Raw genomic sequence first — 26,796 nt, 5'->3', positions numbered from 1 at the left:
AGACCGCGGTTGCCGCGCCGGTCTGGACACGCCCTTCTTCGTCACCGCCATGTTCGACCGCTCGCTCGCCCTCATCGCCGCGGAACTGCAGTGGCTCACCGCGTTCGAATCCCAGTATGCCCGGGAGGAGGAGTCCGTCATGGTCCAGCCCGCCGATGCCGAAAAGGTACTCTACAGCGCCAGAAGGGAGCCCGAAATCGTCCAGGTGCCCGAGACCTGGTGCCTCACGCTCTCCGGGGCCGGCGCGCCCGAGAGCCCCGCGTTCCAGCAGGCCGTGGAGGCGCTCTACGCCCTCGCCTACACCCTGAAGTTTCAACTGAAGGCCGAGGGAAGGGACTTCAAGGTGCCGCCCCTGGAGGGGCTCTGGTGGGTCGAACGGCCGGAGGCGTGGGCCGGGACCTCGCGAGAGGAGTGGCAGTGGCAGCTCCTCATCCGGATGCCGGATTGGGTGACCGAGCAGCACTTTGCCGCCGCCCGGATCCAGGCGGCGGCGAAGAAGAAGAACCCACGGATTCTCGACGTGCGGTTCGAGCGATTCGCGGAGGGCACCGCTGCGCAGGTGCTCCACGTGGGGCCCTTCGCGGAGGAGGGGCCGGCCATCACGCGGCTCCACGCCTTCATCGCGGCCCAGGGCTACCGCCCGCGCGGCCGGCACCACGAGGTCTACCTCTCCGACTTCCGGCGCACCGCCCCGGAGAAGCTGAAGACCATCCTGCGCCAGCCCGTGGAGCCGGCTACCTAGCATACCGCCGCACGGTAGCCCAATGAGCCCGCTACCAGGTGCTTCGCCCCTTTACCCGCCCGTCTAACTCATCACCCGGCCGCCGTCCACCACCACCGTCTGGCCTGTCACGAAGGCGGCGGCGGGAGAGAGGAGCCAGCAGATTACCTCGGCCGCCTCGGCGAAGGTGCCCAGGCGGCGGAGGGGGGTCTGCGCCTTCATTGCTTCCAGCACCGGCGCCGGCAGGGCCCGGGCCAGCGGCGACTCGATGGGCCCCGGCGCCACGCAGTTCACCCGGATGCCCAGGGGCCCCCACTCCCGGGCGGCCGATCGGGTGAGCCCCACCAGCCCCGCCTTCGCTGCGGCGTAGGCGGGGCCAAACGCGCCGCCGTTGAAGCTGACCACCGAGCCCACGTTCACCACCGCCGGCTCCCGTCCTGCCCTGAGCAGCGGCAGCGCCGCCCGCATCACGTAGAAGGGGCCGCTCAGGTTGGCCGCCAGCACCTCCGCCCACTCCGCCGGCGTCACCTGGTCCCACGGGCGCACCGGCGCCACTCCGGCGTTGTTCACCAGGAGGTCCAGACCGCCCCAGGCGTCGGCCACCCGCGCCACCAGCTCCTCGGCCTCCTTCGGCCGGGCGAGGTCAGCGGGTATCAGCAGGGCCTGCCGGCCCGCGGCGACCACGGCCCGGGCGGTCTCCTCGGCGCCGGCCCGGTCCCCGCGGTAGTGGACGGCCACGTCGGCCCCGGCCTCTGCGAGGCGCCGGGCCACCGCCGCCCCCAGCCCCTTCGAGGCCCCGGTCACCAGGGCCCGTTTACCCTTCAGCTCCACGGGATCACCGCCTCCCGATGCGCCTTGGCTGTGAAGAGGAAGTCCGCCAGCCGCCCCTTGTGCGGGGCCCCGGGCTCGGTGTGCCACGGGGGAATGGGGCCGACGAAGAGCTTCTGGATCGACGGCTCCCGGAGGCACCGCCCCGCCAGCGCCCGGTCCCGGCTCAGGAGCGTCACCGCCAGCGAGCCCCTGAGCAGCGGCAGCGGGTCGGTGCCCGGGGGCACCTGTGTCGCCGTTGCCCACGGGGCCGGCAGCTCCAGCCCGAAGCGCGGGTCCGCCGGGTCGACGTCCAGCACCAGCGCCGGCCGGACGAACGTGAGCCCGTGCGACTCCACGACCTCGGCGGGAGTGCGGCGGGCCGCCGCGGCATCCTTCCAGGCGGGCACCCGCGCCGCAGGGTCCAGCGGATCCAGGAGGGGGAGTCCCCTGAGCCGCTCCGCTACGGCTTCCAGCAGGCCCGGGGCCTCGCCCCGGAGGAGCACGGCGCTGGCGCAGGTGCACTTGCGCCCGCCGTCGTGGAGAATGCAGTCGACCAGGAAATCAACCGGGTGTTCCGGCCGGGATGCGGCACTCCCCGGGCCCGCCTCGGCCCGTGCCGCGGACGGCAGCGCACCGTTTCCCAGCGGCGCCGGGCCGGGCGTTCCGCTGAAGGCTTCCCCGGTGGTGCGGGCTGCTCCGGAGACAGCTTCGCCTGCGCCGGTCTCCCCGGCCTCACCGTCTGCCTTCTCGCCGACCGCACGGGCACGCTGGGCGCCCGCGGTTCCCCCGACCGCCTCACCGTCCACGAGTACTTTGGAGCGTCCGGGTCCGTTGAAGAGCACCCGGGGGTCCCGGCCCAGCAGGGCCGCCAGGGTGGCTCCGCCGTAGGCGACGGTGCGGTCGCAGTGCTCCACCAGGGCCGGCACCAGGTCGTGCCCGCCGGGCAGGAGGGCGACCCGCTCCGCCGGGAAGCCCGCCGCCCGCAGGGCCAGCAGCACCCGCCAGGGGGTGAACGGGTCGTCGGCACCCGGCCGGACGGCCACCGCCCAGCCCATCGCCAGGGCCAGGACCCAGGTGAGGTGGACGGCCGGGTGGTTGGAGGGGGCGACGAAGCCCAGCACGCGCCCCACCGGCACCCAGCCGCAGGCGCGGCCCGGGGAAGGCTCGAGGCGGTGGGTCAGAAACGGCTCCAGGCTGCCGTCCGGTGTCTGCCAGCGGAGGGCGTCCCGTACGTGGAGCATGCCGCTGGCCAGTTCGGTGAGCGCCTGCCGGCTGTCGGCAATCGGGGCGCCCGTGGCCAGGGTGACCAGGCGGGCGTGCTCGTCGGGCGAGCAGCCGCCCAGCTCCGCGGTGGCCAGGAGCCGTCCGGCGGCGGCGATGGCGTCCCAGAGGGCGGGAAGGTCGGCCCCGGGCTCCGCCGCCGCCCGGAGTTCGGCGGCGACCCGGTGCACCAGGAGCGACGGCGCCAGCGCCACCCGGGCCAGCGGCCCGCCCCGGTAGTCGTAGAGGACCCGCACGTCCAGGCTGGTCCGCTCGCGTCCGCCGCGCCACAGGGGAATCTCCTGCACCTCAGTACACCCCCTCGACCTGGACGCCGCCCCCGTCCAGGGGGGCCACCTCCGCCAGTTCATCCCAGAGCGCGCCGCCCTGCCAGGCGACCCGCACCGCCCGATCCCGCTCCAGGTGCCAGGGCAGGAAGAGCTCGCGGGTGAGCAGGGAGATGCGCACCTGCCCTGCCTCGCCAGGGGCGACCCTCCGCATGGGGTCCTCCGGATCGACCACCCTCACCACCGCCTCCGGCCCCGGCGGGACGAAGACGCAGGGGTACACGTCGCCCTCCCGGCGGGGACGCTGGCAGGCGATGCCCATCAGGGTGTTGCCGTACCATCCCACCAGGCGGACACCGGGGAGGAGTTCCTCCTCCAGCAGCCGCAGCCCCTCGCTGGGGAGCGAGGTGCCGAACCAGACGATTCCCCTGATGCGCGCGGTGAGCCAGGCGTAGGCCTCGGGCTGTTCGCACAGCGCCTGCAGGAGCGGAGGCGTGGTGGAGAGCACCTGCACCGGCTGGCTCTCGAGCACCGCCAGGGCCTGCTCCACCAGGTGGGCGGTGTAGCGCCTGGCCTCGTCGGCCCGGCCCTCCCGGTAGAGACGCTTCACCCAGCGCGGGTCCAGGTCGATGGTATGGTAGAGGAAGCCCCGCATCCGGGCGAGCCGGGCCACGTTGGTGCCCACCAGGTGCGGACCCGTGGGTCCCAGATGGAGCCAGCCCTCCCGGCCGTCCCCGCGGGGGAAGCCGTGTTCGTCCAGCACGCGGTCGACCCGCCGGATGCCGCGGGTGCGCTCCTGGGCGTCCACGATGCGGGTGGGGGGCCCGGTGGTGCCGCCCGTCTCCCACACGTCGAAGGCTTCCGCACAGCCCCGGGGGATCAGGTCCCGGGCCGGGATGCGCCGCCAGTCCGCGGCCACCGCGGGGAAGCGGGCGAGGTCGTCGAACGACCGCACCTCCGTGAGGGGGTCGAAGCCGAGTTCGGCCGCCTTGCGGAGCCAGTAGGGCGAGCCCGTCTCAGGGCTGAAGTGCCAGCGCACGATGGCCCGCACGTGGGCGTCAAGGTCGGCGGGCGTCATCACCGGCGATCACCTCCTCGAACGGGGGCAGCAGGGCGCCGGCCGCGCTCAGGGGGCGCTGCGCCTTGGCCATGCACTCCTGCCACTCCGCCGCGGGGTCGCTCCCCGGCACCAGCCCGGCGCCGGCGCGCACCAGCACCGTGCCGCCCTGCAGCGCCAGGCTGCGGATGGTGAGCCAGAGCTGCAAGTCGCCGCCGGGGAGCACCGCACCCACGGCCCCGGCGTACCAGCCCCGGGGGACCGGCTCCAGCCGGTCGATGAGCGCCCGGGCCTCCGCCCGCGGGATGCCGCCCACGGTGCTGGCGGGGAAACAGGCGTCCACCAGATCGGCCGGCGTCGTGCCGGGGCGGAGCGTACCGGAGAGCCGCGAGGCCAGGTGCACGAGCCCGGGGTGCGGCTCCAGCTCCATGAAGGCGTCTACCGCCACGCTGCCGGGCTCGCAGGCGGTGAGGAGGTCCCGGCGGGCCTGCTCCACGGCCACGGCGTGCTCCTCCCGGTCCTTCCGGCTGGCGGCGAGCTCGGCCTCCCGCCCCCGTGGCCGGGTGCCGGCCAGCAGGTGCATGCGGGCCCGGCGGCCCTCCAGCATTACCAGCGGCTCGGGGGAGAGGCCCACCAGCGTTTCCCCGCCCGGCCCGCCGTGCAGCAGGAAGCCCAACCCGGGCGGGTCGCCGGCCGTCAGCCGCCGGTAGATGGCAAGCGGCGGGAGAGAGCAGGGGGCGGCGAAGGGGACGGAGAGGATCACCTTGGTCAGGCGGCCCGCCGCCATCGCCGCGAGGGCCTCCCGCACGGCCCCGGCGTACGCCGGGTAGGGCCACAGGGGCACCGCCTTGGCCGGGGGTGTCGTGTTGGCAGCATCGCCGGCGGACGCTGTACCGACGGCGGGGGGCCGGGAACCCGGCGGTGCGGCGGGTGCAACGTCGGCGGAGGGGGCGGGCAGGGCGGCGTCGGGGAGTTCGCCCCGCACCCAGAGTTCGCCCCGCTCCCGGTCGAAGAGCGCCGCACTGCCGGGGGTCCAGAAGCGGCCCTGCCCGTCCCAGTCCAGCCGGCCCACGGCCGCACCCAGGAGGGGCGGGGCGTCCGGCGGCAGGGTGACGCGTCCCGCGGCCTTGCAGGCCTCCCGGATCGATCCGACTCGAGCGGTGGGGGCCCAGGCCACCAGGGCCACCCGGCGGCCCTGCCATGTCAGCCCGTCCAGCAGCGCCACCGGCCCGACGCCCAGTGCCCCGGCCAGGTCCGCCGGAGACCAGGGGGGAAGGGGCAGGCGCCGAATGGCATCAGCCCTCGCCATGCGGGCCGCCCCCCTCCGGCGGCAGCGGGCCGTCGAACGCCAGGGCCCGCACGGGCGCGGCTTCGGCGCCGATCACCTGCATGGGTGCGGCCATGAGCCAGACGATGGGCCCGGTGAGGGACTTCAGGTTGCAGAGGTACTCGAGAATGGGTATGCCGGCTTGCAGCAGCCGCTTGTGCACCGGGAACGCCCGGTCCCCGGGCTCCTCGGTGAGGAAGTCCAGCCCCACCAGCACAGCGCCCTGCTCGACGCACCAGTCGGCGGCGCTGGGGGCTAGGTATGGCGGCTTCTGCCAGAAGTCCGGGTCGCCCCAGTGCCTGTCGACGTAGTCGGTGCGCAGCAGGAGGCGAAGGCCCGGCCGCATCCGGCCCCGGGCGGCCGCGGCGAGGTCGTCGGCTGTGACGGGCTCGCGCAGGCCCTTGTGGGTCAGATCGAGCACCAGGGCGGGTCCGATGAAGAGGCCCAGGTCCAGGTCGCTCACGTCCTTGCCGCCGGGCACGAAGTGGCTGGGGGCGTCCACGTGGGTGGCGTTGTGGGGGTTGAGGATGAACTGGCTGAAGCGCCGGCCGTGCCCGGTGGGATCCGTCTCGGGGGTCATCAGCGGGCGGATCTCTACTCTCTTGTACCAGGAGGTTCCATATGCCGGCATGCCGTGGCTGTATCCCAACGTGAGGTCGATCACGCGCATGGGGGAATGGCCCACCTCCTCAACGGTTCACGATGGCGGGAGCCGCACTGCCGAGGCGCAGGACGGCCCGGGTGACCGCTCGCCCATTCTATGCAGGCGCGGCGGCCCCGGTCCCGCGCATATCCATGAGGAGGGGAGGGGGCGATGCCGTGGCGGTGGAGGTGGGGGTGATGACCCCGCTGGAGTGGCCCTGGCTGGCGGCACGCTCGGCGGCAACCGCCTGGGCCCACGTGGAACCCGCCCTGCGGGCCTGGACGACCCCGGCGGCGGTGGCGGCCCGGGCGGAGCAGAACCTGCGGGCGCTGCTGGCCCAGCCGGGGAGCGCCGCGCTGGTGGCCCGCGCAGACGGTGTCGCTGTGGGCTACCTGGTGGTGGCACTGGTCCCCGACGAACTGACCGGGCTGCCGACCGGGCTCTTCTACGACATCTACGTGGAGCCGTCGTACCGGGGCACGGGCGTCAGCGACCGCCTGACCGCCGCCGGGGAGGCGCACTGCCGCGCCCACGGGGCCAGGGTGGTGCGGCGGTTCGTCGACCCCGCCAACACCCCGTCACTCCGGCACGCGCTGCGGGACGGCTGCCGGGTGGAGCGGTTGGCGCTGGTGAAGGCACTGTGAGGGCGGCCGCGCGGAGTCAGCTTTGCTGCCACGGGGGTCGGGCAGGACGGTGGTGCGAGTCCGTTTCTCCCGGGGGATCGTGCGCAGGCGGCGGAACGAGCCGTCTCCGACGGCCCCGGCCGTCTGCCGGCGGGGGTGTGGGGGAGCGGACCTGGTGGGCGCGAAATTAGGGGGAAAAATCGCCCCATATTTTCGGCGAGATAGGGGGCGGATTTGCCCACCTTTCGGGACCCGAAGACGCCCGGAAGGGCTTCCCCGGGGTCGGTTGGGGCGGTGTTCGACAGGATTCGACATCATCCGACCGAGATTTGGCCTGGGCCAAGTTTACATAAGGGAGATAGGGGGCAGAAATTCCCCCTATCTCCCTGAAAATAGGGGTCCCAAGTTCCCTCTAATTTCGCGCCCGTCCCTCCGCCCCGGGCGGGGCCCGCGCGTGGCCGGTCGTGCCGCACGAGAGGCCGTACCGCCGGGTTCCGGGCGCGTGGGCAACCGACCGTGGGGGGGCGGACGGCCGGCTGCGAACCTCTGCCGTCGCTTGCTGGCCGTCTGGACGCCATCGAAAGGACGTGATGCTGTGCTGGATCATCGCGCGGCGGGCCTCTCCGACGAGCAGGCCGTGGCGATCTACCGCTGGATGCTCCTCACCCGGCGGCTGGACGAGCGCCTGAGCCTTCTGCAGCGCTCGGGGGCCGTTCCCCTGGCCGTCTCCAGCCGGGGGCACGAGGCGGCCCAGGTGGGGGCGGCCATGGCCTTCACCCGCGGGAAGGACTGGTGGTTCCCCTACTACCGAGACCTCGGAACGGTGCTGGTGGCGGGAACCACGCCGCTGGACGTGATGCTCTCCGCCTTCGGCCGGGCGGCGGACCCGGCGTCGGGCGGGCGCCAGACGCCTTACAACTGGGGTGATCGAAGGCTCAACATCGTCGCCCGGTCGGCGCCGGTGGGGGTGCAGATCCCGCAGGCGGTGGGGGTGGCGCAGGCGGCGGTGCGCCGCGGCGACCGGGTGGTGGTCTACTGCAGCTTCGGCGAGGGGGCCGCGTCCCAGGGAGACTTCCACGAAGGGCTCAACTGGGCGGCGCTCTATCGGCTGCCGGTCGTCTTCATCTGCCAGAACAACGGCTGGGCGATCTCCGTACCCGCCGCGCGGCAGATCGCCGGCGGGAGCGTGGCCGCCCGGGCGTCAGGGTACGGTATCGAGGGCGTGAGCCTCGATGGCACCGACCCCTTCGCCGTCTACGCGGCCGCGCGCCGCGCCGTGACCCGGGCCCGGGCGGGGGGCGGCCCGACGCTGATCGAGGCCCGGGTCGTGCGCCTGGACTCCCACACCAGCGATGACAGTCAGGCCCGGTACCGGTCCCCGGAGGAACTGGCGGCGGCGCGGGAGGCGGATCCCCTGCCGGCCGTGGCGGCGTACCTGCGGCGGGCTGGGCTGCTCAGCGACGAAAGCGAGGCGGCGCTGGAGCGCGCGGTGGCGGCGGAGATCGACCGGGCAGAGGAAGGGGCGCGGACGGCGCCGCTGCCCCGGCCGGAGGACGCGCTGGGCTGACGTGCTGCCGGGCGGGACGGGGACGGGGCCGCGGGCCCGGGGCCGGCTTCGCTACATCTGCACGTGCTCCAGCGATTCCTTCACCTTGTTCAGGAAGGCGATCATCTCGGCGCCGTCCACGGCCCGGTGATCGGCCGTCAGCGCCAGGTACATCATCGGCCGCACGGCGATCTGGTCGTTCTCCACCACCACGGGGCGCTTCTGGATTGCCTCGAAGGCGAGGATACCCACGTTGGGCGGTTGGATGATCGGCGTACCGAAGAGCGTGCCCCCCCACCGGCCGGTGTTGGTGATGACGAACGTCTGGCCCGACAGGTCCTGGGGTGTCGCCAGGCCTGCCCGGGCCTTCTGGGTTTGGATGTAGATGTCGCGGGCCAGTTCCCAGAAGCTCTTGCGCTCGGCGCCCGCCACCGTGGGCAGCAGCACGCCGCCCGGCACGCTGGTGGCGATGCCGAGGTTGATGTACCGGGGGATGACGAAGCCCTGCGGGCCGAAGGCGGCATTCATGATCGGGTAGGCCTTGAGCGCCCGGACCGTGGCCATGGCGAAGAAGGGCAGGTAGGTGAGCGGCATCCCCAGGTAGCGGGCCGCCAGCGGCTTCAGGGCCTCACGCACTGCGATCAGGCCCGAGGCGTCCACCTCGGCCACGACGGTCACCGGGGCGGTCATCCGCTGGGCGAGTTCCAGGTTGAGCATGGACACGCGCCTGAGCGGGCTGAGCGGCATGGTGACGAAAGGCGGAAACGGGGAGCCGCCCATGGCCAGGGGGTTGTCGGGCGTGCCGCCGGGCAGGATGGGGCCCGCCAGGACTCCCCGCGTCGGGTCTGCCTGCAGTACCGGGCTTGCCAGCATCTGCATGCCAGGTCCTCCCCTCCTCGCAGGTTGCTGCACCAGCATATGCCGCGGCCGGGGGAGCGCTCCAGAGGGCCCGTCCCGCTGTCATAGACCACCTCTTGAACTGTGATTGAAAACATCAAGAGCCGTAAACCCTTACGGCCGTAAGCCTTGGCAGGATTGGTCAGGCCGCCGGGCGTAATAATCTAACCGGGGCACGTTCCTGCGGTTCCATACGGAATGTGCGTTTCGGAACAAACAGGGAGGGCTCCGATGACCAAGAAACCGGTGATCTTCATCGTCTCGGATTCAGTGGGGGAGACGGCCGACCTGGTCACGCGCGCCGCCCTGGCGCAGTACGGCCGGACTGGCGTGGAAATCCGCAGGTTTCCCATGGTCGACGATTCCTTCTCCGTCCGGGAGGTGATAGATGCTGCTCGACAGCAGCCCACCCTGATCGTCTACACCATCATCGTGCCCGAGATCCGACAAGAGCTCCAGCGGCTGGTTGAGATGTGGAACATCCCGGCAGTGGACATCATGGGCCCCATGCTGGAGGGGGTCTCCAAGCTGCTCGGGCCCCCCGAGAGGCTGGAACCCGGCAAGATCCACCGCCTGGATGATGAATACTTCCGCCGCATCGAAGCGGTGGAGTTCGCGGTGAAGTACGACGACGGCAAGGATCCGCGCGGCTTCCTGCGCGCGGATGCGGTGCTGATCGGCGTCTCACGGTCCTCGAAAACTCCGGTGTCGATGTACCTCGCCCACAGGCGGTACAAGGTGGCGAACCTGCCGCTCGTGCCCGAGGTAAGCCTGCCCAAGGAGCTCTTCCTCGTCCCGCCCAACAAGGTAGTCGGTCTACGGATCAGCCCCGAAAAACTCCATCAGATCCGCGAAGAACGCCTCAAGACCATCGGCCTGAGATCGGATGCCAACTATTCGAACATGGAACGAATTCTCCAGGAGTTGGAATACGCCGAGTCTGTCTTCAAGAAGGTCGGCTGTGCGGTCATTGATGTGACCAACAAGGCGGTTGAAGAGACGGCGGTCCGAGTCCTGGAAATCATCAACCGAGGGGTGAATTTCGGTGACTAGGAAGTCAGTTTACCTTTTCGAAGAGGGCCGGGCTGACATGCGGATGCTGCTGGGCGGCAAGGGCGCCAACCTCGCCGAGATGACGGTGATCGGGCTGCCGGTGCCTCCTGGCTTCACCATCACCACCGAGGTCTGTCGGGAGTACCAGCAGACCAAGACCCTGTCGCCTGAGGTGCTGGCGCAGATCGACGAGGCGCTGGCCAAGCTCGAGCAGAAGATGGGCAAGAAGTTCGGCGACAGCACCAACCCGCTGCTGGTGTCCGTCCGCTCCGGCGCGCCTGTCTCCATGCCGGGCATGATGGATACCATCCTCAACCTCGGCCTCAACGACGAGACGGTCGAGGCCCTCGCCAAGGCCACCGGCAACGAGCGGTTCGCGTGGGACGCCTACCGGCGGTTCATCCAGATGTTCTCGAACGTGGTGCTGGGCATCCCGCTCAGCAACTTCGAGTCCATCCTGGAGGAGCACAAGCATCGCCACGGCTTCACCCAGGACATCGAGCTGCAGGCCGAGCACTTCAAGCAGATCGTGCCCGAGTACAAGGCCGTCGTCGAGAAGTTCACCGGCAAGCCCTTCCCGATGGATCCGCGCGAGCAGCTGATGGCGGCCATCCACGCCGTCTTCCGTTCGTGGGATAACCCGCGGGCGCAGGTCTACCGGAAGGTCAACAAGGTTCCCGATACGCTGGGCACGGCGGTCAACGTCCAGGCCATGGCCTTCGGCAACATGGGCGAGGATTCGGCCACGGGCGTCTGCTTCACCCGGAACCCGAACACCGGTGAGAAGGAGTTCTACGGCGAGTACCTGCCCAACGCCCAGGGCGAGGACGTGGTGGCCGGCATCCGCACGCCGTACCCGATCGCACACCTGAAGGAGACCATGCCTGCTGTTTACGAGCAGCTCTACAATATGTGTGAACTCCTGGAATCCCACTACAAGGATATGCAGGACATTGAGTTCACCGTAGAGCGCGGCAAGCTGTACATGCTCCAGTGCCGGAACGGCAAGCGTACCCCGATTGCCTCCATCAAGATCGCGGTGGACCTCGTCAAGGAAGGCAAGATCACGAAGGACGAGGCGATCCTGCGGGTCGAGCCCGACAAGGTCGTCAACATCCTGCACCCGGCCATCGATCCCAAGGCCAAGCTCGACATCCTGGCCACCGGTCTGGCCGCTTCTCCGGGCGCTGCTTCCGGCATCGCCGTCTTCGACCCCGACCGGGCCGTCGCACTGGCCGGCGAGGGCAAGAAGGTCATCATGGTCCGGCCCGAGACCTCGCCGGATGACATCCACGGCATGGTCGTCTCCCAGGGCATCCTCACCTCCCGCGGTGGCATGACCTCCCACGCCGCCATCGTCTCCCGCGGCATGGGCAAGCCCTGCGTCGTCGGCTGCGAGGCCATCAAGATCGACCTCGAGGCCCGCCTGTTCACCGTGAACGGCCGCACCATCAAGGAAGGCGACGTGATCTCCATCGACGGCGCCACCGGCAACGTGATGGCCGGTGAGGTCCCGGTGGTCGATCCCGAGCTCTCGCCCGAGTTCCGCACCCTGCTGGAGTGGGCCGACGAGATCAAGACCCTGGGCGTGCGGGCCAACGCCGATACCCCGAAGGACGCTGCCCTCGCCCGCGAGTTCGGCGCCACCGGCATCGGCCTCTGCCGCACGGAGCACATGTTCGGCCAGGGCGGCTATCATCCCGAGCGGATGGCGGTAGCCCGTGAGATGATCCTGGCGGAGACCAAGGAGGAGCGCCTGGCCGCCCTCGAGAAGCTGCGCGTCATGCAGCGCGAGGACTTCTACGAGATCTTCAAGGCCATGAATCCGTATCCCGTCACCATCCGCCTCCTGGATCCGCCTCTCCACGAGTTCCTGCCCGACGAGGAGGACCTGGCCATCGAGGTCGCCCTGCTCCGGGAGAAGGGCGCCAGCGGTGAGGAGCTCAAGGCCAAGGAGGAACTGCTCCGCAAGGTGCGGGCGCTCTCCGAGATGAACCCGATGCTCGGCTTCCGCGGCTGCCGCCTGGGCATGATCTACCCCGAGATCTACGAGATGCAGGTCCGTGCGATCTTCGAGGCTGCCGCCCAGTGCAACAAGGAAGGCATGAACGTGGAGCCCGAGGTCATGCACCCGCTCGTGGGCATCGTGACCGAGATCGCCTTCCTGAAGGATCTTACCGACCGGGTGGCCAAGGAGGTCATGGAAGAGTACGGCGTGACCTTCAAGTACATGGTCGGTACCATGATCGAGGTGCCGCGGGCCGCCGTAACGGCGGACGAGATCGCCGAGTACGCGCAGTTCTTCTCCTTCGGCACCAACGACCTCACGCAGACCACCTTCGGGTTCTCCCGTGACGACGCCGAGGGCAAGTTCCTGCGCCAGTACGTCGACCAGAAGATCCTGCCGGAGAACCCCTTCGTCTCCATCGACCGCAGGGGCGTCGGCCGGGTGGTGGAGATCGCGTGCGAGCTCGGCCGCAAGACCCGGCCCGACATCAAGCTGGGCGTCTGCGGCGAGCACGGCGGCGATCCGGCCTCCATCGAGTTCTTCCACAACGTTGGCCTCACGTACGTCTCCTGCTCGCCGTACCGGGTCCCGGTGGCCCGTCTGGCGGCTGCGCAGGCGGCGGCGAAGGCCAGGGGCGCCAAGGCTGGTGCTGGCACCGTATAATCCGGGTTCGCTTTTGCCGAGGGCCCGTCTCCCGGGAGGGGGGCGGGCCCTTCCCGCGTCTGCCGTATCTCGTTTCCATCTGGAACGTCATTGCAGATGGGCGGTCGGGAGCGCCGCCTCGTGACGCACCGAACATACGGAAGGAATCCACCCCGTCATTGTCGAAAGGGAAAGCGCATGCAACACACCCTCGCCGCCGCCCAGACGCTTCCGCTCGGTGGGGCGGAGGGGTTTTCTGTTGCGGGATGATGGGGTGGTGATCGGTGCCGCGGTTCGACGAGGCCTTTAAGGAAGAGGTGCGGGCGAAGAACGACATCGTCGAAGTGATCTCGGCCTACGTCAGGCTCGAGCGGAAGGGCAACCGGTACGTGGGGCTCTGCCCCTTCCACAGTGAGAAGACCCCGTCATTCCACGTTGTCCCTGACGGGCAGTTCTACCACTGCTTCGGCTGCAAGGCGAGCGGCGATGTGTTCACGTTCCTGATGCAGCGAGAGCACCTCACCTTCTACGAGGCGCTCGTGGAGCTGGCCAAGCGGGCCGGGATCCCGCTGCCGCAGGAACCGCGGTCCCCCGAGGAGGAGCGTGCCTACAAGGAGCGCCGCGACATGTACGCCGCCCTGGAGCTGGCGGCGCGCTTTTATCACCACCAGCTGTTCTCCGAGGCGGGCAAGGAGGGGCTGAGCTACCTGCTCCGGCGGGGGCTCACCGAGGAGACGATCCGCCGGTTCCGCCTGGGCTGGGCGGTGGGGCGCGGCACGCTCTACCGGGCCCTCAGGGGAAGATTCGCACCGGAGATCCTCCAGCGCGTCGGGCTGATCCTGCCCCGCACCGACGGGAGCGGGTACACGGACGTCTTCTTCGAACGGGTGATGTTCCCCATCACCGACCTGTCAGGCCGGGTGATCGGCTTCGGCGGGCGGATTCTCAGCGGTGACGGGGCCAAGTACAAGAACACCGCCGAGACGCCGCTCTTCTCCAAGCGGCGGGTCCTGTTCGGATTGGACCAGGCCAAAGAGACGATGCGCGCGAGGAATCAGGCAATCCTTGTAGAAGGATACATGGATGTTATTATGCCCCATCAGGCGGGGTTCACGAATGTGGTGGCTCCGCTGGGGACGGCGCTCACCGACGAGCAGTGCCGGGTGATCCGGCAGCAGGCCCAGCAGGTGATCGTGGCCTTCGACGCCGACACCGCGGGGCAGATGGCGACGCTGCGGGGGCTGCAGAAGCTGTACGACACAGGCTGCGACGTGCGGGTGCTCCAGATCCCGGACGGCAAGGACCCCGACGAGTTCATCCGCACGCACGGCCCGGCTGCCTTCGCCGCCCTGATCGACCGGGCGGTGCCGCTGATCGAGTTCCGGATCGACCGGGTGCTCCCCCGGGCCGGCGAGGCGAGCCCCGAGGCCAAGGCCAGGGCCCTGGCCGCGGTGGCCCAGGTCCTCGCCGACGTCAAGGACGAGGTGCTGCGGGAGGCCTACGTCGACCAGGTGGCGGAGCGGCTCTCCGGCGGCAACCCGCTGGCGAAGCCCGACTTGAAACTTGCCATCGACCGGCAGATGAACCGCCTCCTCCGGCGGGGATTCCAGCATAATCTGCCAGATACCAGGAATAATAGAAGGGGTCCGGGAGAGCCTGTGACGGCCGGTTCGGAGCGGCGTCAGGCCTTCGAGATGCCGGTTACCCTGGCGGAGGGGGCACACCGGGCTGAGCGCGCGCTCCTCTACCTTCTCCTCGAGAACCCCGGCCTGCTCGGGCGCGTGGAGGCGGAACTGGGCCCTTCGCCCTTTTCCGATCCCCACCACCAGCAGATCTACGATGCGGCGCGGCCGCTCCTCCGCGGGGCGGAGCCCTTCGCAGGCCGCCTGATCACCTGTCTGCTCGATCGCCTGTCTGACCCGGAGGTGAAGAGCCTCCTCACTGAAATGGCGGCGAAACCGGTGCTCACCACCGATCCAGAAAAGGAAGCGGCAGACTGCATCGAGAAGATAAGGAAGCATAGAGATTCGAGGAGACTGGAGGACTTGGAGAACCAGATTAGAGCCGCAGCGTCATCCAAGCAAAAGGTGGACCCGGTCATATGGAACGAGTACGTGGCACTTGTGCGCAAGTACAAGCTGTCCCGATCGTGAGGCGGCTGCGGAAGGGGGGGTAGTCATCATGGAGTCCAAGGAGGCGAAAGTGCAGCAGGCGCGCGAGGTGGTCAAGGAGCTTATTGCCAAGGGCAAGCGCAAGGGCAGCCTGACCTACAGCGAGGTGGCCGACTCCCTCCAGGCGATCGATCTCGATCCCGATCAGATGGAGGAGGTCTACGATTCGCTGATGGAGGCTGGCATCGAGGTAGTGGGCGACCGGCCCGAAAACGGCGTCGCGGACGATGACGCTGCGGCCGTGGACGAGGCCGACGTCGACCCGCCGGCCGAGCCCGAGGCTGACGCCGATGCTGCATCCGGCGAAGACATAGATCTCGACCTTTCCGTTCCCGAAGGGATTGCCATTGATGACCCGGTCCGCATGTACCTCAAGGAGATCGGGCGGGTGCCGCTCCTCACCGCAGAGGAGGAGATCGAGTACGCCGAGCGCATCGAGAAGGGCGACGAGGAGGCGAAGCGCCGCCTGGCGGAGGCCAACCTGCGCCTGGTCGTCTCGATCGCCAAGCGCTACGTCGGTCGGGGGATGCAGTTCCTCGACCTGATTCAGGAGGGCAACCTCGGCCTGATCAAGGCCGTGGAGAAGTTCGACTACCGCAAGGGGTTCAAGTTCTCCACGTATGCCACCTGGTGGATTCGGCAGGCCATCACGAGGGCTATTGCGGACCAGGCACGCACCATCCGGATTCCGGTGCACATGGTCGAAACCATCAATAAGCTGATACGCGTCACCCGTCAGCTCGTCCAGGAGCTGGGCCGCGAGCCCACGCCCGAGGAAATCGCCGAGCGCATGGACATCCCGGTGGAGCGGGTGCGGGAGATCCAGAAGATCGCCCAGGAGCCCGTTTCGCTGGAGACGCCCATCGGCGAGGAGGAAGACTCGCACCTGGGCGACTTCATTGAGGACCACGAGGCGCCCGCACCGGCGGAGGCGGCTTCGTTCACGCTACTTAAGGAACAGCTGGAAGAGGTGCTGGAGTCGCTGACGCCGCGCGAGGAGAAGGTCCTGCGCCTGCGCTTCGGGCTGGATGACGGCCGGGCGCGCACCCTGGAGGAGGTCGGCCAGGTGTTCGGCGTCACCCGGGAACGCATCCGGCAGATCGAGGCGAAGGCGCTGCGCAAGCTGCGCCATCCGAGCCGTTCGAAGAAGCTGAAAGACTACCTGGATTGATGGGTCCAGTTATTCGCGGGCCGGGAAGCAGCGGCTTCCCGGCCCTTTTTGCGCGCCTTTGGAGGAGTGAACGGCCATGTGCGGGCGACCAGCGGCAGGACGCGGCCGGTGAACGGCAGGTCCGGGCGACCGGGTGATGCATTACGCTCCCCGAAGAATGCAGATATGACGAAATTGTGCGGTGAGTAGCAAGAAGCGATGGATGAACGGCAGCGGGACGGCCGGTGCGACGGCGGCCGAAAAGCCGTTGGCCCAAACCGGCAATTGATCGCTCTTCGGAGGACGGTCGGGGACGGAGTTTCTATACTAGCAGCATGAAAAAGCTGGCTGAGAGGCGGTGAAACCCCGATGCTGACGCTGGAAGGCATTGCGATTGCCGGGAAGATAGGCGAGCGCTACGACGAGGTGCTCACCCCCGAGGCGCTTTCGTTCCTCGTCGAGCTTCACCGCCGGTTTGCAGCCAGGCGGGAGGAGCTGTTGGAGGCGAGGCGCGAGCGGCAGAAACGGCTTGACCGGGGCGAGTGGCCCGACTTCCTGCCCGAGACCCGGGCCATCCGCGAGGGCGACTGGACGGTGGCCCCCTATCCGCCGGACCTGGCAGACAGGCGGGTGGAGATCACCGGCCCGGTGGACCGGAAGATGATCATCAACGCCCTCAACTCCGGGGCAAGGGTCTACATGGCCGACTTCGAGGATTCGACCTCGCCGACATGGGCCAACGTGATCGAGGGGCAGATCAACCTGATGGACGCCGTCCGCGGCACCATCACGTACACGAGCCCGGACGGGCGCGTCTACCGGCTGCAGGAGAAGGTGGCCACCCTCTTCGTGCGGCCGCGGGGCTGGCACCTGCCCGAGCGCCACATCCTCATCGACGGGCGGCCGGCCGCCGGGAGCCTGGTGGACTTCGGCCTGTTCTTCTTCCACAACGCCCATGCGCTGCTGGAGAAGGGGGCCGGCCCCTACTTCTACCTGCCCAAGCTGGAGAGCCACCTGGAGGCGAGGCTCTGGAACGACGTCTTCTGCTTCGCCCAGGACTATCTCGGCATCCCCCGCGGCACCATCAAGGCAACCGTGCTGATCGAGACCATCCTTGCCGCGTTCGAGATGGACGAGATCCTCTGGGAGCTGCGGGAGCACTCCGCCGGCCTCAACGCCGGCCGCTGGGACTATATCTTCAGCTGCATCAAGAAGTTCCGCAACCGGCCCGAGGTCCGCTTCCCCGACCGCAGCGCCGTCACCATGACGGTCCCCTTCATGCGGGCCTACACGGAGCTGCTGGTGAAGACCTGCCACCGGCGGGGCACCTTTGCCATGGGCGGGATGTCGGCCTACATTCCCAACCGGCGCAACCCGGCCGTGAACGCGGTGGCCCTCGAGCAGGTCCGGCAGGACAAGGAGCGGGAGGCGGGCGACGGCTTCGACGGCACGTGGGTGGCCCATCCGGACCTGGTGCCTGTGGCCATGGCGGCCTTCGACGCGGTGCTGGGCGACCGGCCCAACCAGATCGACCGGCAGCGGCCGGATGTGGCGGTCACCGCCGCCGATCTGCTCAACTTCGCCGCCACGCCCGGCCGCATCACGGAAGAGGGGCTGCGGCTCAACCTGAACGTGGGCATTCAGTATATCGAGTCGTGGCTGCGCGGGGTGGGCGCTGCGGCGATCCACAACCTCATGGAGGACGCCGCGACCGCCGAGATCTCCCGGTCGCAGGTGTGGCAGTGGTTGCGCCATCGCGCGACGCTGGCCGACGGGAGGGCCGTGACGCCCGAGCTGGTCCGGCAGCTGATGGACGAGGAACTGGAGCGAATCCACCGGGCGGTGGGTTCCCGCGCCTTCACCTGCGGCCGCTTCGCCACGGCGCGCAAGCTCTTCGAAGAGGTGGCCCTGCAGGAGGACTTCCCGGAGTTCCTGACCCTCCCGGGTTACAGCCTGATCTAACCTAGACCAGACCGGATAGGAGGATTATGCGATGCGTGAGGAGGTTCGGAAGCAGGCTGCGGAGCTGGAGCGTGAGTGGAGGACCAATCCGCGGTGGGCAGGCGTGGAGCGGCCCTACTCAGCCGAGGACGTGGTGCGCCTCAGGGGTTCGTTCCAGGTGGAGTACACCCTCGCCCGGCGGGGTGCGGAGAAGCTCTGGCACCTTCTGCACACCGAGGACTACATTCCCGCCCTCGGCGCCCTCACCGGCAACCAGGCGGTGCAGATGGTAAAGGCCGGACTGAAGGCCATCTACCTTTCTGGCTGGCAGGTGGCGGCCGACGCCAACCTGGCGGGTCAGATGTACCCCGACCAGTCGCTCTACCCCGCCAACTCGGTGCCGGCGGTCGTGCAGCGCATCAACAACGCCCTGCGCCGGGCTGACCAGATCCACTGGTCTGAGGGCAAGAACGACATCGACTGGATGGTGCCCATCGTGGCGGACGCTGAGGCCGGCTTCGGGGGGCCCCTCAACGCCTTTGAACTCATGAAGGCGATGATCGAAGCCGGCGCCGCTGCGGTGCACTGGGAGGATCAGCTGGCGTCGGAGAAGAAGTGCGGCCACATGGGCGGCAAGGTGCTGGTGCCCACCAGCCAGCACATCCGGACGCTGGTGGCGGCCCGCCTCGCCGCCGATGTGATGGGCGTGCCCACCCTCATCGTGGCCCGGACGGACTCCCTCGGCGCCACGCTGCTCACCAGCGACATCGATCCACGGGACCGCCCGTTCCTCACCGGCGAGCGGACCGTGGAGGGGTTCTACCGGGTCCGGTGCGGTATCGAGGCCGCCATCGCGCGGGGCCTGGCGTACGCGCCGTATGCCGATATCATCTGGTGCGAGACGGCCACGCCCGACCTGGACGAGGCCCGGCGGTTCGCCGAGGCGATCAAGGCTCAGTATCCCGACAAGCTGCTGGCCTACAACTGCTCGCCCTCCTTCAACTGGAAGCGCCACCTGGACGACGCGACGATCGCCAGGTTCCAGCGGGAGCTGGGTGCCATGGGCTACAAGTTCCAGTTCATCACCCTGGCGGGCTTCCACTCGCTTAACGCTTCGATGTTCGAACTCGCAAAGGGCTACGCCGCCGAGGGCATGACTGCCTACGTGCGCCTGCAGCAGAAGGAATTCGCCATGGAGCAGGACGGCTACACGGCGACGCGGCACCAGCGCGAGGTGGGGGCCGGCTACTTCGACGAAGTCGCACAGGTGATCTCGGGCGGCCAGTCGTCTACCCTGGCCCTGCGGGGCTCGACGGAGGAGTCGCAGTTCAACGTGGCGGACTAAGCGGCGCAACACCCCGGTTGGAGCGGCGCATGGCCCTCCAACCGGGGTGCGCGGTCGGGCACGCGGGCGGCCACCGTCGGGACAGATGTGGGACGGCTTGCCGTTAAACTTGGATCATCATGGGCATTCTTAAGGCAAAAAATGCTGTTGACTTCACCGCGTTACCCGGGTAAAATACGTCTCGTCAGCGATTCCGGCGTAGCTCAGCGGTAGAGCGTCCGGCTGTTAACCGGAGGGTCGTAGGTTCGAATCCTACCGCCGGAGCCAGTTCCACACAGGCGGTTCAGCCGCCTGTTTTTGCTTGCTCCCCCGCCGCCCTTGTCGCGAGGCCCGCGGGTCGCGTAAAATGCTTTATGCGGGCCCTTAGCTCAGCGGTCAGAGCTGCCGGCTCATAACCGGTTGGTCGTAGGTTCGAATCCTACAGGGCCCACCAGCAGAACACGTGGCCCCAGGACGGTTTCACCGGTCCTGGGGCCACGTGTTTTCTTGCACCGGCCGCTCCCGGAGCCCGTCAGGCGGGCCCAGATCGTCGTGCGTCTGCCCGCTCCATGCTTCCGGCGGCGCTCTGCTTGTGCGGATGCGCGATCTGGACCTCCCCCGCACAGGGAACCAGCCGGGCGGAGTCGAATTGGATTGGCGAAGGAAGGTATCGCCGCAGGGAGCACCCCCTTGGACGCTGCAACGATGGCATCCCGGGTGGAGGCCCTGCTCGGGCACTTCACCCTCAGGGTCGCTGGCCATGACCGCCGGCTCCCACGGGGTGCGGTCCGGAGCGGAGGGCCCGGGACCCCGGCCGGGCGGTCGCCTTCCCCACCGGGGTGGCCGGTGAGGTTGTCCAGGGTTTCGCCAAGGTGCACCTGGCGCCGGGGGCCGCCCCGTTAAGCCCGTCCCTGCAGCCGGAGAAGCAGCTCACATGGGAGGAGGAGACCGCACATGATTTCGCGCCGGACATACGAAGCGGCGCAGCGGCTCACACGGGAGTACCTGGGCCGGGCCGGCATCGCGATCACGGAGGCCGAGGCGGCCGCGATCGAGGTGGCGGACTTCGGCCTGGACGACCTGGACCGCACCGGGCTCCAGCTGCTGGTCTACGTGAACAACGACCGCTACTGCGCCAAGGAGCTGGTGCTCTTCCCGGGCCAGACCTGCCCGGAGCACCGTCACCCCCCGCGGGGAGAGGGCAACCCGGGCAAGCAGGAGACCTTCCGTTGCCGCTGGGGGCGCGTCTACCTTTATGTGGAGGGTGAGCCCGCCGCAGCCCCGGCCTGCCGCCCGCCCGCCGGGGACGAGGCCTACTACACCGCATGGCACGAGATCGTGCTCAACCCCGGCGAGCAGTACACGATTCCGCCCAACACGCGCCACTGGTTCCAGGCGGCGGCGGAGGGCGCCGTGGTCTCGGAGTTCTCGTCGCCGTCTGACGACGCCAGCGACATCTTCACCGACCCGCGCATCGACCGGACGCCCCGGGTGGCAGAGTAAGCAACACGGGCCGGGACGGCGCGAGGACCGCAGGGGGGGAGGAACGCAGGGGGTTCGCGAGGACGGTGGGCAGGCAGGGTGTGAGCGGAAGTTCCGCACGGGAGGCTGATGACGGTGAAGAGCGAGCCAGAACTGCATGAACCGGTTCTGCTCTGCGACGAGCACGGGCGGCTCAACCCGCAGGCCGTGGGCTGGTCACGCCACCCACTGCACCGGTGCAACGTGCGGGGCCACTGGCCCCGGAAGAAGCGCTGGAACTACTGGGCGATCACCACCGACACCCACCTGTTCTCCCTGACGGTCAGCAACCTGGACTACGCCGGATCGGTGTTCGTCTACTTCCTCGATTTCGCCACCCGCGAGTTCACCGAGCAGACGGTGCTCGCGCCTCTGGGCCGCGGCTGTGACCTGCCAGAGGGTCTCGAGGGGGAGATCCGCTTCACCCACCCGCGGCTCCGGGTGCGGATGAACGATGAGGGGGGCATCGTGCACCTTGCCGCCGAGAGCCCCGACTTCGGCGGGGTGCCCATGGCCGCCGACTTCACCGTGCATCGGCCCGTCGGGCACGAGTCGGTGAACGTGGTGATTCCGTGGAGCCGGAGCCGGTTCCAGTTCACCTCGAAACAGCAGGCACTGCCGGCCCGGGGCGAGGTTCGCCTGGGCGACCGCCGGGTCGAGTTCGACGGCTTCGCCTGCCTGGACTTCGGCCGCGGCGTCTGGCCCTACCGCGGCTTCTGGAACTGGGCGGCCGCCTCAGGCGTGCAGGGGGGCCGCACGGTGGGCCTGAACCTGGGCAGCGGATGGACCGACGGCACCGGGATGAACGAGAACGGCTTCGTCGTGGACGGGCGGGTGACCAAGGTGCACGACGACCTGCGCTTCGAGTACGACCCCGCCAACTTCATGGCGCCCTGGCGCATCCACACCCGGGAGGACGACCAGGTGGACCTCACGTTTGAGCCGTTCTTCGAGCGGGTTGCCAGGACGGACGTTCTGATCGTCCGCTCGGAGGTCCACCAGATGATCGGCCGCTTCAGCGGCACCATCGTCACGGCCGACGGGGAACGCATTGCCATCGACCGCATGATCGGCTGGGCCGAGGAGCACCGCGCCCGCTGGTAGGTGAGATGCGGCGTTCACGGTCCGCACGCGCCAGCGCACCTCGAGGCGCGTCTCCTTCCTCACCCGCGGGACGGCCACGATGTGGTACGGCTGCGTGGTCGCCTGCGTCACCATCCGCCCCGGGGCCGGCTGCAGCTCCACGGCCGAGACCCGGAGGCTCTCGCCCTGCAGGGTCACCTCGGCGATGTGCAGGCTGTACCCGCCCGTGGGCCGCTCTCCGGCGAAGAGCGCGACCACGGACGAGCGGGTGAAGTCCACCGGCGGCAGAGGAGGGGGCGGGTCGAAGCGGCTGGCGTGCCGACGCCACAGGGCCTCCCACTCGGCGAGGCTGGTGATGAGCGCCGCCTCCTGGGCCGTGATGCCGCTGTGGCTTCCCCGGGCCAGCGTCGTGAACCCCCGGCCGGTGGGCGTGGCGCCGCACCCGGCCAGGGCGAGGAGCAGGAACAGAAGTAGGACGAGCCTGGCCGTCCGGTTCACAGCTGTGCCTCCCTTGTCGCTTTTACACAGCTTTCCCGGAGTGCACGGGGTCGAACCGGACGGGCCGGGTCAAACTGAACCGCAAGACGGGAGGAACCTTGCGCACCATGTATCAGCTTCCGCCCCGCCTCGCCGCCGTGGCCCGCCACGTGCCGGCGGGGCAGACCTTTGCCGACATCGGCACCGACCACGCCTACCTGCCCACCTTCCTCGTGGGTCAGGGCCGTGTGCAGCGGGCCATCGCCACCGACATCCGGCCCGGCCCCGTGGCCGCGGCGCGCGCCACCGTGGCCGCCGCCGGCCTCGCCGACCGCATTGAGGTGCGGCTGGGACCGGGCCTCACCGTGCTCGCCCCCGGCGAGGCGGCCTGCGTGGCGATCTGCGGCATGGGCGGTCCGCTGATTGCCCGCATTCTGGACGACGGGCCGCTGGACGGCGTGGCGCGGCTCGTGCTGCAGCCCATGGGCGGCGAGGCGCAGCTCCGGCGGTGGCTGGCGGAGCACGGCTGGCACCTCGTGGCGGAGGAGATCGTGGCGGACGGCGGGCGTCTCTACCCCGTGCTGGTGGCCGAGCCAGGGCGGATGGAGCTCACCCGCGCGGAGGAAGAGGTGGGCCCGCTGCTGCTCCGGCAGGGCGGGGCCCTGGTTCAGCGCCACGTGGCCGAGAAGCTCGCCCTGGCCCGCCGGGCGCTGGCGGGAGCGGAACGGTCGGACTCGCCGGCGGCCCGGGCGCGAGCGGCGGAGTTGGCCGAACTGGTGCGGGTGCTTTCTGAAGTGGCTGCGAGCCCTGGAAGCCGCGGTGGCCCGTCGCCCCCGGGTTGACGACAGTGCGGTATAATTGAAGGTATCGCAGACCTGTGGAGGTGCTGCCGAGTGACCACCGTCGGTGCGATTGCGGCGTACATCGAGGAACTGGCTCCGCCGGCCTGGGCGGAGTCGTGGGACAACGTCGGGCTGCAGGTGGGCGATCCCGCCGCACCCGTGCGGCGCGTGCTGGTCGCCCTGGAACTCACCGACCCGGTGCTCGCAGAGGCCGAGCGGGAGGAGTGCGACCTGGTGGTGGTGCACCACCCGCCCATCTTCCGGCCGCTGAAGGCGCTGCGGTTCGACAGTGCGCCCGCCCGGCGGCTGCAGCGGCTGATCCTCAAGGGCATCGCCCTCTACGCCGCCCACACCAACCTCGACCAGGCCCCGGGAATGACCAACGACTCCCTGGCGGTCGCCGCGGGGCTCACCGCCCACCGGGTGCTCCGGCGGGCGGGGGAGGAACGCTACCTCAAGCTGGTGGTGTTCGTGCCCCGGGGGCACGAGGATGCGGTGCTGGAGGCGCTGGCCGGTGCGGGTGCCGGGCATATCGGCAACTACAGCCACTGCACGTTCCAGGCGCCGGGAACCGGCACGTTCCTGCCCCTGGAGGGGACCAACCCCTTCATCGGCCAGCAGGGTCGGCTCGAGCGGGCCGACGAGGTCCGGCTGGAGACCATCGTGCCCGAGTCGGCCGTGGACCAGGCGGTGCGGGCGATGCTCGCGGCCCACCCCTATGAGGAGGTGGCGTACGACCTGTACCCGCTGGCCAACCCGGGCCGGGCGCGGGGGCACGGGCGCATCGGACGGCTGGAGCAGCCGGTCTCCCTGGCCGAACTTGCGGAGCGGCTGAAGTCCGCCCTCAGCACCCCCTGCGTGCGGGTGGTGGGCGACCCTGAGCGCCGGGTGACCACCGTCGCCGTCGGCGCCGGCGCCGGCTCCGACCTGATCCGGCCGGCGGCGGGCGCGGGTGCGGATGTGCTGGTCACCGGCGACGTGCGCTACCACGAGGCCCAGGATGCGCTGGATCTGGGTCTGGCCGTCATCGACGTGGGCCACTACAACGCCGAGGCCATCGCCGTCCGGCCGCTGGCCGCCTACCTGCGGGAGCGGCTGGCCCGGGACGGCGCGGCGGTCGAGGTGAGGGAGGCTCAGGCCGGCCGCGACCCATTCCGCTTCATGTAGGAGGTGCCTCATGTCCGAAACCCTTTTGGCGTTAGAGGATATCGTCGTTCTTCACCGCACCGATCCCACGGGTCCGTTCGGACTGTGGGGCGCCAAACCCGTCAGGGCCGTGGACGGGGTGAGCTTCACCCTCGCCAAGGGGGAGACCCTGGGGCTCATGGGCGGCAGCGGTGCCGGCAAGACTACCCTGGCCGAGGCGGCCACGCTCCGCCGTCCCATCGAGCGGGGCCGGATCCTGGTCGAGGGGGAAGACGCGCGGCGGCTGGACCGGAAGCGGGTTCGCCGCCGCCTGCAGATGGTGCGCCAGGACCCGCGCGATTCGCTGGAGATGAACCAGACGACGCGCAAGCAGCTTCTCGAGCTGATGCGAACCTACGACCTGCCCGATGGTGAGGCGCGCATCCGGCGGGCCCTGGAGCAGGTGGAGCTGCCGCCCGAGGAGTACCTGGACCGGACGCCCCAGCAGATGTCGGGCGGGCAGCAGCAGCGGGTGGCCATCGCCCGGGCCCTGAGCCTGAACCCGCAGCTCATCGCCCTGGATGAGCCGGTCTCGGGTGTCGATCCCCAGCTGCAGCGGGAGCTCCTGCGGCTGCTGGCCGACGCCCAGCGCAAGCAGTCCATTGCCTACTTGCTCATCTCGCAGGACCTGAAGGTGATCCGGCGCCTGGCCCACCGGCTGGGCATCATGTACGCCGGCCGGCTGGTGGAGCTGGGGCCGGCCGAGCGGGTGCTGGCGGAGCCCCGCCATCCCTTCAGCCAGCGCTTCCTGGGGCGGGACACGTCGCCCCTGCCGCCCGAGGAAGACCTGGCCGGGCGGGTGTGGCAGGGTTGCCCGTGGGCCCCGCACTGCCCCGCCGCCACGGACCGGTGCCGCCAGGAGAGGCCCCCCATGCGGGAGGTCGCCCCGAACCACCTGGTGGCTTGCACCGAGATCTGATTCGGACAAACCGCAGGCCCCCGGCGCTGACCGGCGCCGGGGGCCCCTCTCCCACGCCGCCGCGATGCCGGCGGCGTGCGAGTTTCATGCGGGCTGGAAGCGGATGTGGATCACCACGATCTCCGACCGGGTGCCGACGCGGATGGGCGGTCCCCAGGTGCCCCAGCCCTGCGTCACGACAAACTGGGTACCGCCCTTGCGCAGGTAGCCCCAGTCCACCTCAAAGACGCGGCGGGTGATCAGGCGACCGGGCCAGACCTGGCCGCGGTGCGTATGGCCGGAGACCTGCAGGTCCACGCCGGCCGCCACCGCCTCGTCCAGCCGGTCGGGCTGGTGGTCCATCAGCAGGATCGGCTTGGCCGGATCGACGCCCTGGAGCACCTGCGCAAGCGGCGCCGAACTCCGGCTGCGGTCGTTGCGCCCCACCACGTAGAAGGCGTCCTCTACCTGAACCCACTCGTCCACCAGCAGCTGAATGCCCGCCTCCGCCATGGCGGCGCGGAACGCCGGCAGGTCCTCGGCGCCGTCATCGTGGTTGCCCAGCACGCTGTAGACGCCGAGCGGCGCCCGAATCTCCCGCAGCGCCGCGGCCATGTTGCGGGCCTGGAAGGGCCGGAAGCTGTCATCCACGACGTCTCCGGCGAAGAGCACCAGGTCCGGCCTGAGCCGGTTCACCTGCTCCACCAGCGCCTGCAGGCGCCGGGGGCCGATGATGGTGCCCAGGTGGGTGTCGGAAACCAGCACCACGTTCAGCTCCTGGTACGGGCCCGCGGCCTTGGGGATGACCACCTCGTGGCGGGTCACCATCGTCGCCCGGGCCGCCCAGGACCCATACACGAGCACGAAAGCGAAGGCCAGCGCCAGCACCGCCCCGGTGCCCCGCACCAGGCTGAGCTGCGGAAGCAGCCCGGGCGCCGCCATCGCCAGGCCGCGCACCAGGAGGCGCGCCAGGTCGATCAGGAGCAGCGCGGGGAAGATGTAGACGTACGCCGCCATCCAGTAGCCGCCCACCCGGGCCAGGAGCTCGGCTGCCCAGAGCGGCAGCCACCCAGCGGCCACCCGGGAGAGCGGAAAGGCCAGTGCCAGCACCGTCACGAGCCCCCAGAAGAGGGCGGGGTGCGGCGGGCGGGGCAGCGCCACCGCCAGCCACTGCGCCGTGCGCAGGCCGATGTAGTAGTTGATGCCGCCGTAGAACGCCAGGAACAGCAGTACAAGCAGGTACAGGTACATGACGTCACTTCCTGCCGCCGAGGGGCCTGGCCGTGCCCGCCGGGGGGCGCGGACCCCCAGCCCCCAATTACCCCACAGT

The 26,796-nt window shown here is 69.8% G+C and carries 21 protein-coding genes, 2 tRNA genes and 1 pseudogene; 16 read left to right on the top strand and 8 right to left on the bottom strand.

Going from position 1 to position 26,796, the window contains the following annotated elements; all coding sequences use genetic code 11:
* A partial coding sequence (locus AB2385_RS13765) for a GyrI-like domain-containing protein (RefSeq protein WP_367655585.1) occupies positions 1 to 742 on the top strand: 742 nt, incomplete at its 5' end.
* Positions 743 to 805: 63 nt separating this feature from the next.
* Here the strand turns inward: AB2385_RS13765 and AB2385_RS13760 are convergent.
* The 5 genes from AB2385_RS13760 to AB2385_RS13740 are packed head-to-tail and all read right to left on the bottom strand — an operon-like array spanning position 806 to position 6,132.
* Positions 806 to 1,552: an SDR family NAD(P)-dependent oxidoreductase gene (locus AB2385_RS13760; RefSeq protein WP_367655584.1), complete on the bottom strand. Its 747-nt coding sequence runs from the start codon at positions 1,550 to 1,552 to the stop codon at positions 806 to 808.
* Complete coding sequence (locus AB2385_RS13755; protein WP_367655583.1) at positions 1,543 to 3,099, bottom strand: aldehyde dehydrogenase family protein; 1,557 nt, start codon at positions 3,097 to 3,099, stop codon at positions 1,543 to 1,545. Before AB2385_RS13755 ends, AB2385_RS13760 begins: the two co-directional genes overlap by 10 nt.
* A gap of 1 nt (position 3,100) precedes the next feature.
* On the bottom strand, positions 3,101 to 4,156 hold the full coding sequence (locus AB2385_RS13750) for a hypothetical protein (RefSeq protein WP_367655582.1): 1,056 nt from the start codon (positions 4,154 to 4,156) through the stop codon (positions 3,101 to 3,103).
* Positions 4,137 to 5,444: a chorismate-binding protein gene (locus tag AB2385_RS13745; protein ID WP_367655581.1), complete on the bottom strand. Its 1,308-nt coding sequence runs from the start codon at positions 5,442 to 5,444 to the stop codon at positions 4,137 to 4,139. The genes AB2385_RS13750 and AB2385_RS13745 overlap by 20 nt, the downstream gene beginning before the upstream one ends.
* On the bottom strand, positions 5,431 to 6,132 hold the full coding sequence (locus tag AB2385_RS13740; RefSeq protein ID WP_367655580.1) for a cyclase family protein: 702 nt from the start codon (positions 6,130 to 6,132) through the stop codon (positions 5,431 to 5,433). The genes AB2385_RS13745 and AB2385_RS13740 overlap by 14 nt, the downstream gene beginning before the upstream one ends.
* A 149-nt stretch (positions 6,133 to 6,281) precedes the next feature.
* Here AB2385_RS13740 and AB2385_RS13735 point away from each other — a divergent pair, with 149 nt between their 5' ends.
* Together AB2385_RS13735 and AB2385_RS13730 are read left to right on the top strand one after the other, a co-directional pair.
* Positions 6,282 to 6,749 (top strand): N-acetyltransferase family protein, encoded by a 468-nt coding sequence (locus AB2385_RS13735; protein WP_367655579.1) that lies wholly within the window; start codon positions 6,282 to 6,284, stop codon positions 6,747 to 6,749.
* A gap of 574 nt (positions 6,750 to 7,323) precedes the next feature.
* Complete coding sequence (locus tag AB2385_RS13730) at positions 7,324 to 8,295, top strand: thiamine pyrophosphate-dependent dehydrogenase E1 component subunit alpha (protein WP_367655578.1); 972 nt, start codon at positions 7,324 to 7,326, stop codon at positions 8,293 to 8,295.
* Between the two features lie 51 nt (positions 8,296 to 8,346).
* On the opposite strand, the gene AB2385_RS13725 is transcribed toward AB2385_RS13730, so the two are convergent.
* A complete protein-coding gene (locus tag AB2385_RS13725; protein WP_367655577.1) occupies positions 8,347 to 9,153 on the bottom strand; it encodes a 2-oxo acid dehydrogenase subunit E2 in 807 nt (268 codons plus the stop codon).
* Between the two features lie 249 nt (positions 9,154 to 9,402).
* Here AB2385_RS13725 and AB2385_RS13720 point away from each other — a divergent pair, with 249 nt between their 5' ends.
* The 10 genes from AB2385_RS13720 to AB2385_RS13675 all read left to right on the top strand — a co-directional run bounded on the left by AB2385_RS13720 (position 9,403) and on the right by AB2385_RS13675 (position 22,085).
* Positions 9,403 to 10,224, top strand: coding sequence for a pyruvate, water dikinase regulatory protein (locus AB2385_RS13720; protein WP_367655576.1), 822 nt, complete (start codon positions 9,403 to 9,405; stop codon positions 10,222 to 10,224).
* Positions 10,217 to 12,895 carry a pyruvate, phosphate dikinase gene (gene ppdK, locus AB2385_RS13715; protein ID WP_367655575.1) on the top strand — a complete coding sequence of 893 codons (2,679 nt, stop codon included), beginning with the start codon at positions 10,217 to 10,219 and terminating at the stop codon, positions 12,893 to 12,895. Before AB2385_RS13720 ends, ppdK begins: the two co-directional genes overlap by 8 nt.
* A gap of 263 nt (positions 12,896 to 13,158) precedes the next feature.
* Positions 13,159 to 15,027, top strand: coding sequence for a DNA primase (gene dnaG, locus AB2385_RS13710; protein ID WP_367655574.1), 1,869 nt, complete (start codon positions 13,159 to 13,161; stop codon positions 15,025 to 15,027).
* Between the two features lie 28 nt (positions 15,028 to 15,055).
* Positions 15,056 to 16,216 (top strand): RNA polymerase sigma factor RpoD, encoded by a 1,161-nt coding sequence (rpoD, locus tag AB2385_RS13705; RefSeq protein WP_367655573.1) that lies wholly within the window; start codon positions 15,056 to 15,058, stop codon positions 16,214 to 16,216.
* 348 nt (positions 16,217 to 16,564) lie between these two features.
* Positions 16,565 to 18,157 (top strand): malate synthase A, encoded by a 1,593-nt coding sequence (gene aceB / locus AB2385_RS13700; protein ID WP_367655572.1) that lies wholly within the window; start codon positions 16,565 to 16,567, stop codon positions 18,155 to 18,157.
* A gap of 31 nt (positions 18,158 to 18,188) precedes the next feature.
* Positions 18,189 to 19,481 (top strand): isocitrate lyase, encoded by a 1,293-nt coding sequence (gene aceA, locus AB2385_RS13695; protein WP_367655571.1) that lies wholly within the window; start codon positions 18,189 to 18,191, stop codon positions 19,479 to 19,481.
* 192 nt (positions 19,482 to 19,673) lie between these two features.
* A tRNA-Asn gene (locus AB2385_RS13690) sits at positions 19,674 to 19,748 on the top strand.
* Between the two features lie 90 nt (positions 19,749 to 19,838).
* Positions 19,839 to 19,914: transfer RNA gene (locus tag AB2385_RS13685), tRNA-Ile, on the top strand.
* Positions 19,915 to 20,414: 500 nt separating this feature from the next.
* Complete coding sequence (locus AB2385_RS13680) at positions 20,415 to 20,963, top strand: D-lyxose/D-mannose family sugar isomerase (RefSeq protein ID WP_367655570.1); 549 nt, start codon at positions 20,415 to 20,417, stop codon at positions 20,961 to 20,963.
* Between the two features lie 114 nt (positions 20,964 to 21,077).
* Complete coding sequence (locus AB2385_RS13675; RefSeq protein WP_367655569.1) at positions 21,078 to 22,085, top strand: DUF2804 domain-containing protein; 1,008 nt, start codon at positions 21,078 to 21,080, stop codon at positions 22,083 to 22,085.
* 78 nt (positions 22,086 to 22,163) lie between these two features.
* On the opposite strand, the pseudogene AB2385_RS13670 reads toward AB2385_RS13675, so the two are convergent.
* A pseudogene (locus AB2385_RS13670) lies at positions 22,164 to 22,322 on the bottom strand (protease complex subunit PrcB family protein); the annotation flags it as partial.
* Positions 22,323 to 22,669: 347 nt separating this feature from the next.
* Between AB2385_RS13670 and AB2385_RS13665 the strand changes: the two are divergent.
* The 3 genes from AB2385_RS13665 to AB2385_RS13655 are packed head-to-tail and all read left to right on the top strand — an operon-like array spanning position 22,670 to position 25,487.
* Positions 22,670 to 23,383, top strand: a complete 714-nt coding sequence (locus AB2385_RS13665; RefSeq protein ID WP_367655567.1) for a tRNA (adenine(22)-N(1))-methyltransferase TrmK — start codon at positions 22,670 to 22,672, stop codon at positions 23,381 to 23,383.
* Positions 23,384 to 23,434: 51 nt separating this feature from the next.
* Positions 23,435 to 24,550, top strand: coding sequence for a Nif3-like dinuclear metal center hexameric protein (locus AB2385_RS13660; RefSeq protein WP_367655566.1), 1,116 nt, complete (start codon positions 23,435 to 23,437; stop codon positions 24,548 to 24,550).
* A gap of 10 nt (positions 24,551 to 24,560) precedes the next feature.
* A complete protein-coding gene (locus tag AB2385_RS13655) occupies positions 24,561 to 25,487 on the top strand; it encodes an oligopeptide/dipeptide ABC transporter ATP-binding protein (RefSeq protein WP_367655565.1) in 927 nt (308 codons plus the stop codon).
* Between the two features lie 84 nt (positions 25,488 to 25,571).
* On the opposite strand, the gene AB2385_RS13650 is transcribed toward AB2385_RS13655, so the two are convergent.
* The gene (locus AB2385_RS13650; protein ID WP_367655564.1) at positions 25,572 to 26,717 is read right to left on the bottom strand and encodes a metallophosphoesterase; all 1,146 of its coding nucleotides are present in this window, start codon (positions 26,715 to 26,717) and stop codon (positions 25,572 to 25,574) included.
* Positions 26,718 to 26,796: the final 79 nt, after the last annotated feature.

The organism is Symbiobacterium sp. (assembly GCF_040797425.1).
GTDB lineage: Bacteria > Bacillota > Sulfobacillia > Symbiobacteriales > Symbiobacteriaceae > Symbiobacterium.
This window is presented reverse-complemented; position numbering and strand designations above follow the sequence as displayed.

Coding starts and splice junctions, on each gene's coding strand:
- AB2385_RS13750 (WP_367655582.1), bottom strand. CDS start 4,156: ATGACGCCCGCCGACCTTGACGCCCACGTGCGGGCCATCGTGCGCTGG.
- AB2385_RS13745 (WP_367655581.1), bottom strand. CDS start 5,444: ATGGCGAGGGCTGATGCCATTCGGCGCCTGCCCCTTCCCCCCTGGTCT.
- AB2385_RS13725 (WP_367655577.1), bottom strand. CDS start 9,153: ATGCAGATGCTGGCAAGCCCGGTACTGCAGGCAGACCCGACGCGGGGA.
- AB2385_RS13720 (WP_367655576.1), top strand. CDS start 9,403: ATGACCAAGAAACCGGTGATCTTCATCGTCTCGGATTCAGTGGGGGAG.
- aceA (WP_367655571.1), top strand. CDS start 18,189: ATGCGTGAGGAGGTTCGGAAGCAGGCTGCGGAGCTGGAGCGTGAGTGG.
- AB2385_RS13665 (WP_367655567.1), top strand. CDS start 22,670: ATGTATCAGCTTCCGCCCCGCCTCGCCGCCGTGGCCCGCCACGTGCCG.
- AB2385_RS13655 (WP_367655565.1), top strand. CDS start 24,561: ATGTCCGAAACCCTTTTGGCGTTAGAGGATATCGTCGTTCTTCACCGC.
- AB2385_RS13680 (WP_367655570.1), top strand. CDS start 20,415: ATGATTTCGCGCCGGACATACGAAGCGGCGCAGCGGCTCACACGGGAG.
- AB2385_RS13650 (WP_367655564.1), bottom strand. CDS start 26,717: ATGTACCTGTACCTGCTTGTACTGCTGTTCCTGGCGTTCTACGGCGGC.
- rpoD (WP_367655573.1), top strand. CDS start 15,056: ATGGAGTCCAAGGAGGCGAAAGTGCAGCAGGCGCGCGAGGTGGTCAAG.
- aceB (WP_367655572.1), top strand. CDS start 16,565: ATGCTGACGCTGGAAGGCATTGCGATTGCCGGGAAGATAGGCGAGCGC.
- AB2385_RS13740 (WP_367655580.1), bottom strand. CDS start 6,132: ATGCGCGTGATCGACCTCACGTTGGGATACAGCCACGGCATGCCGGCA.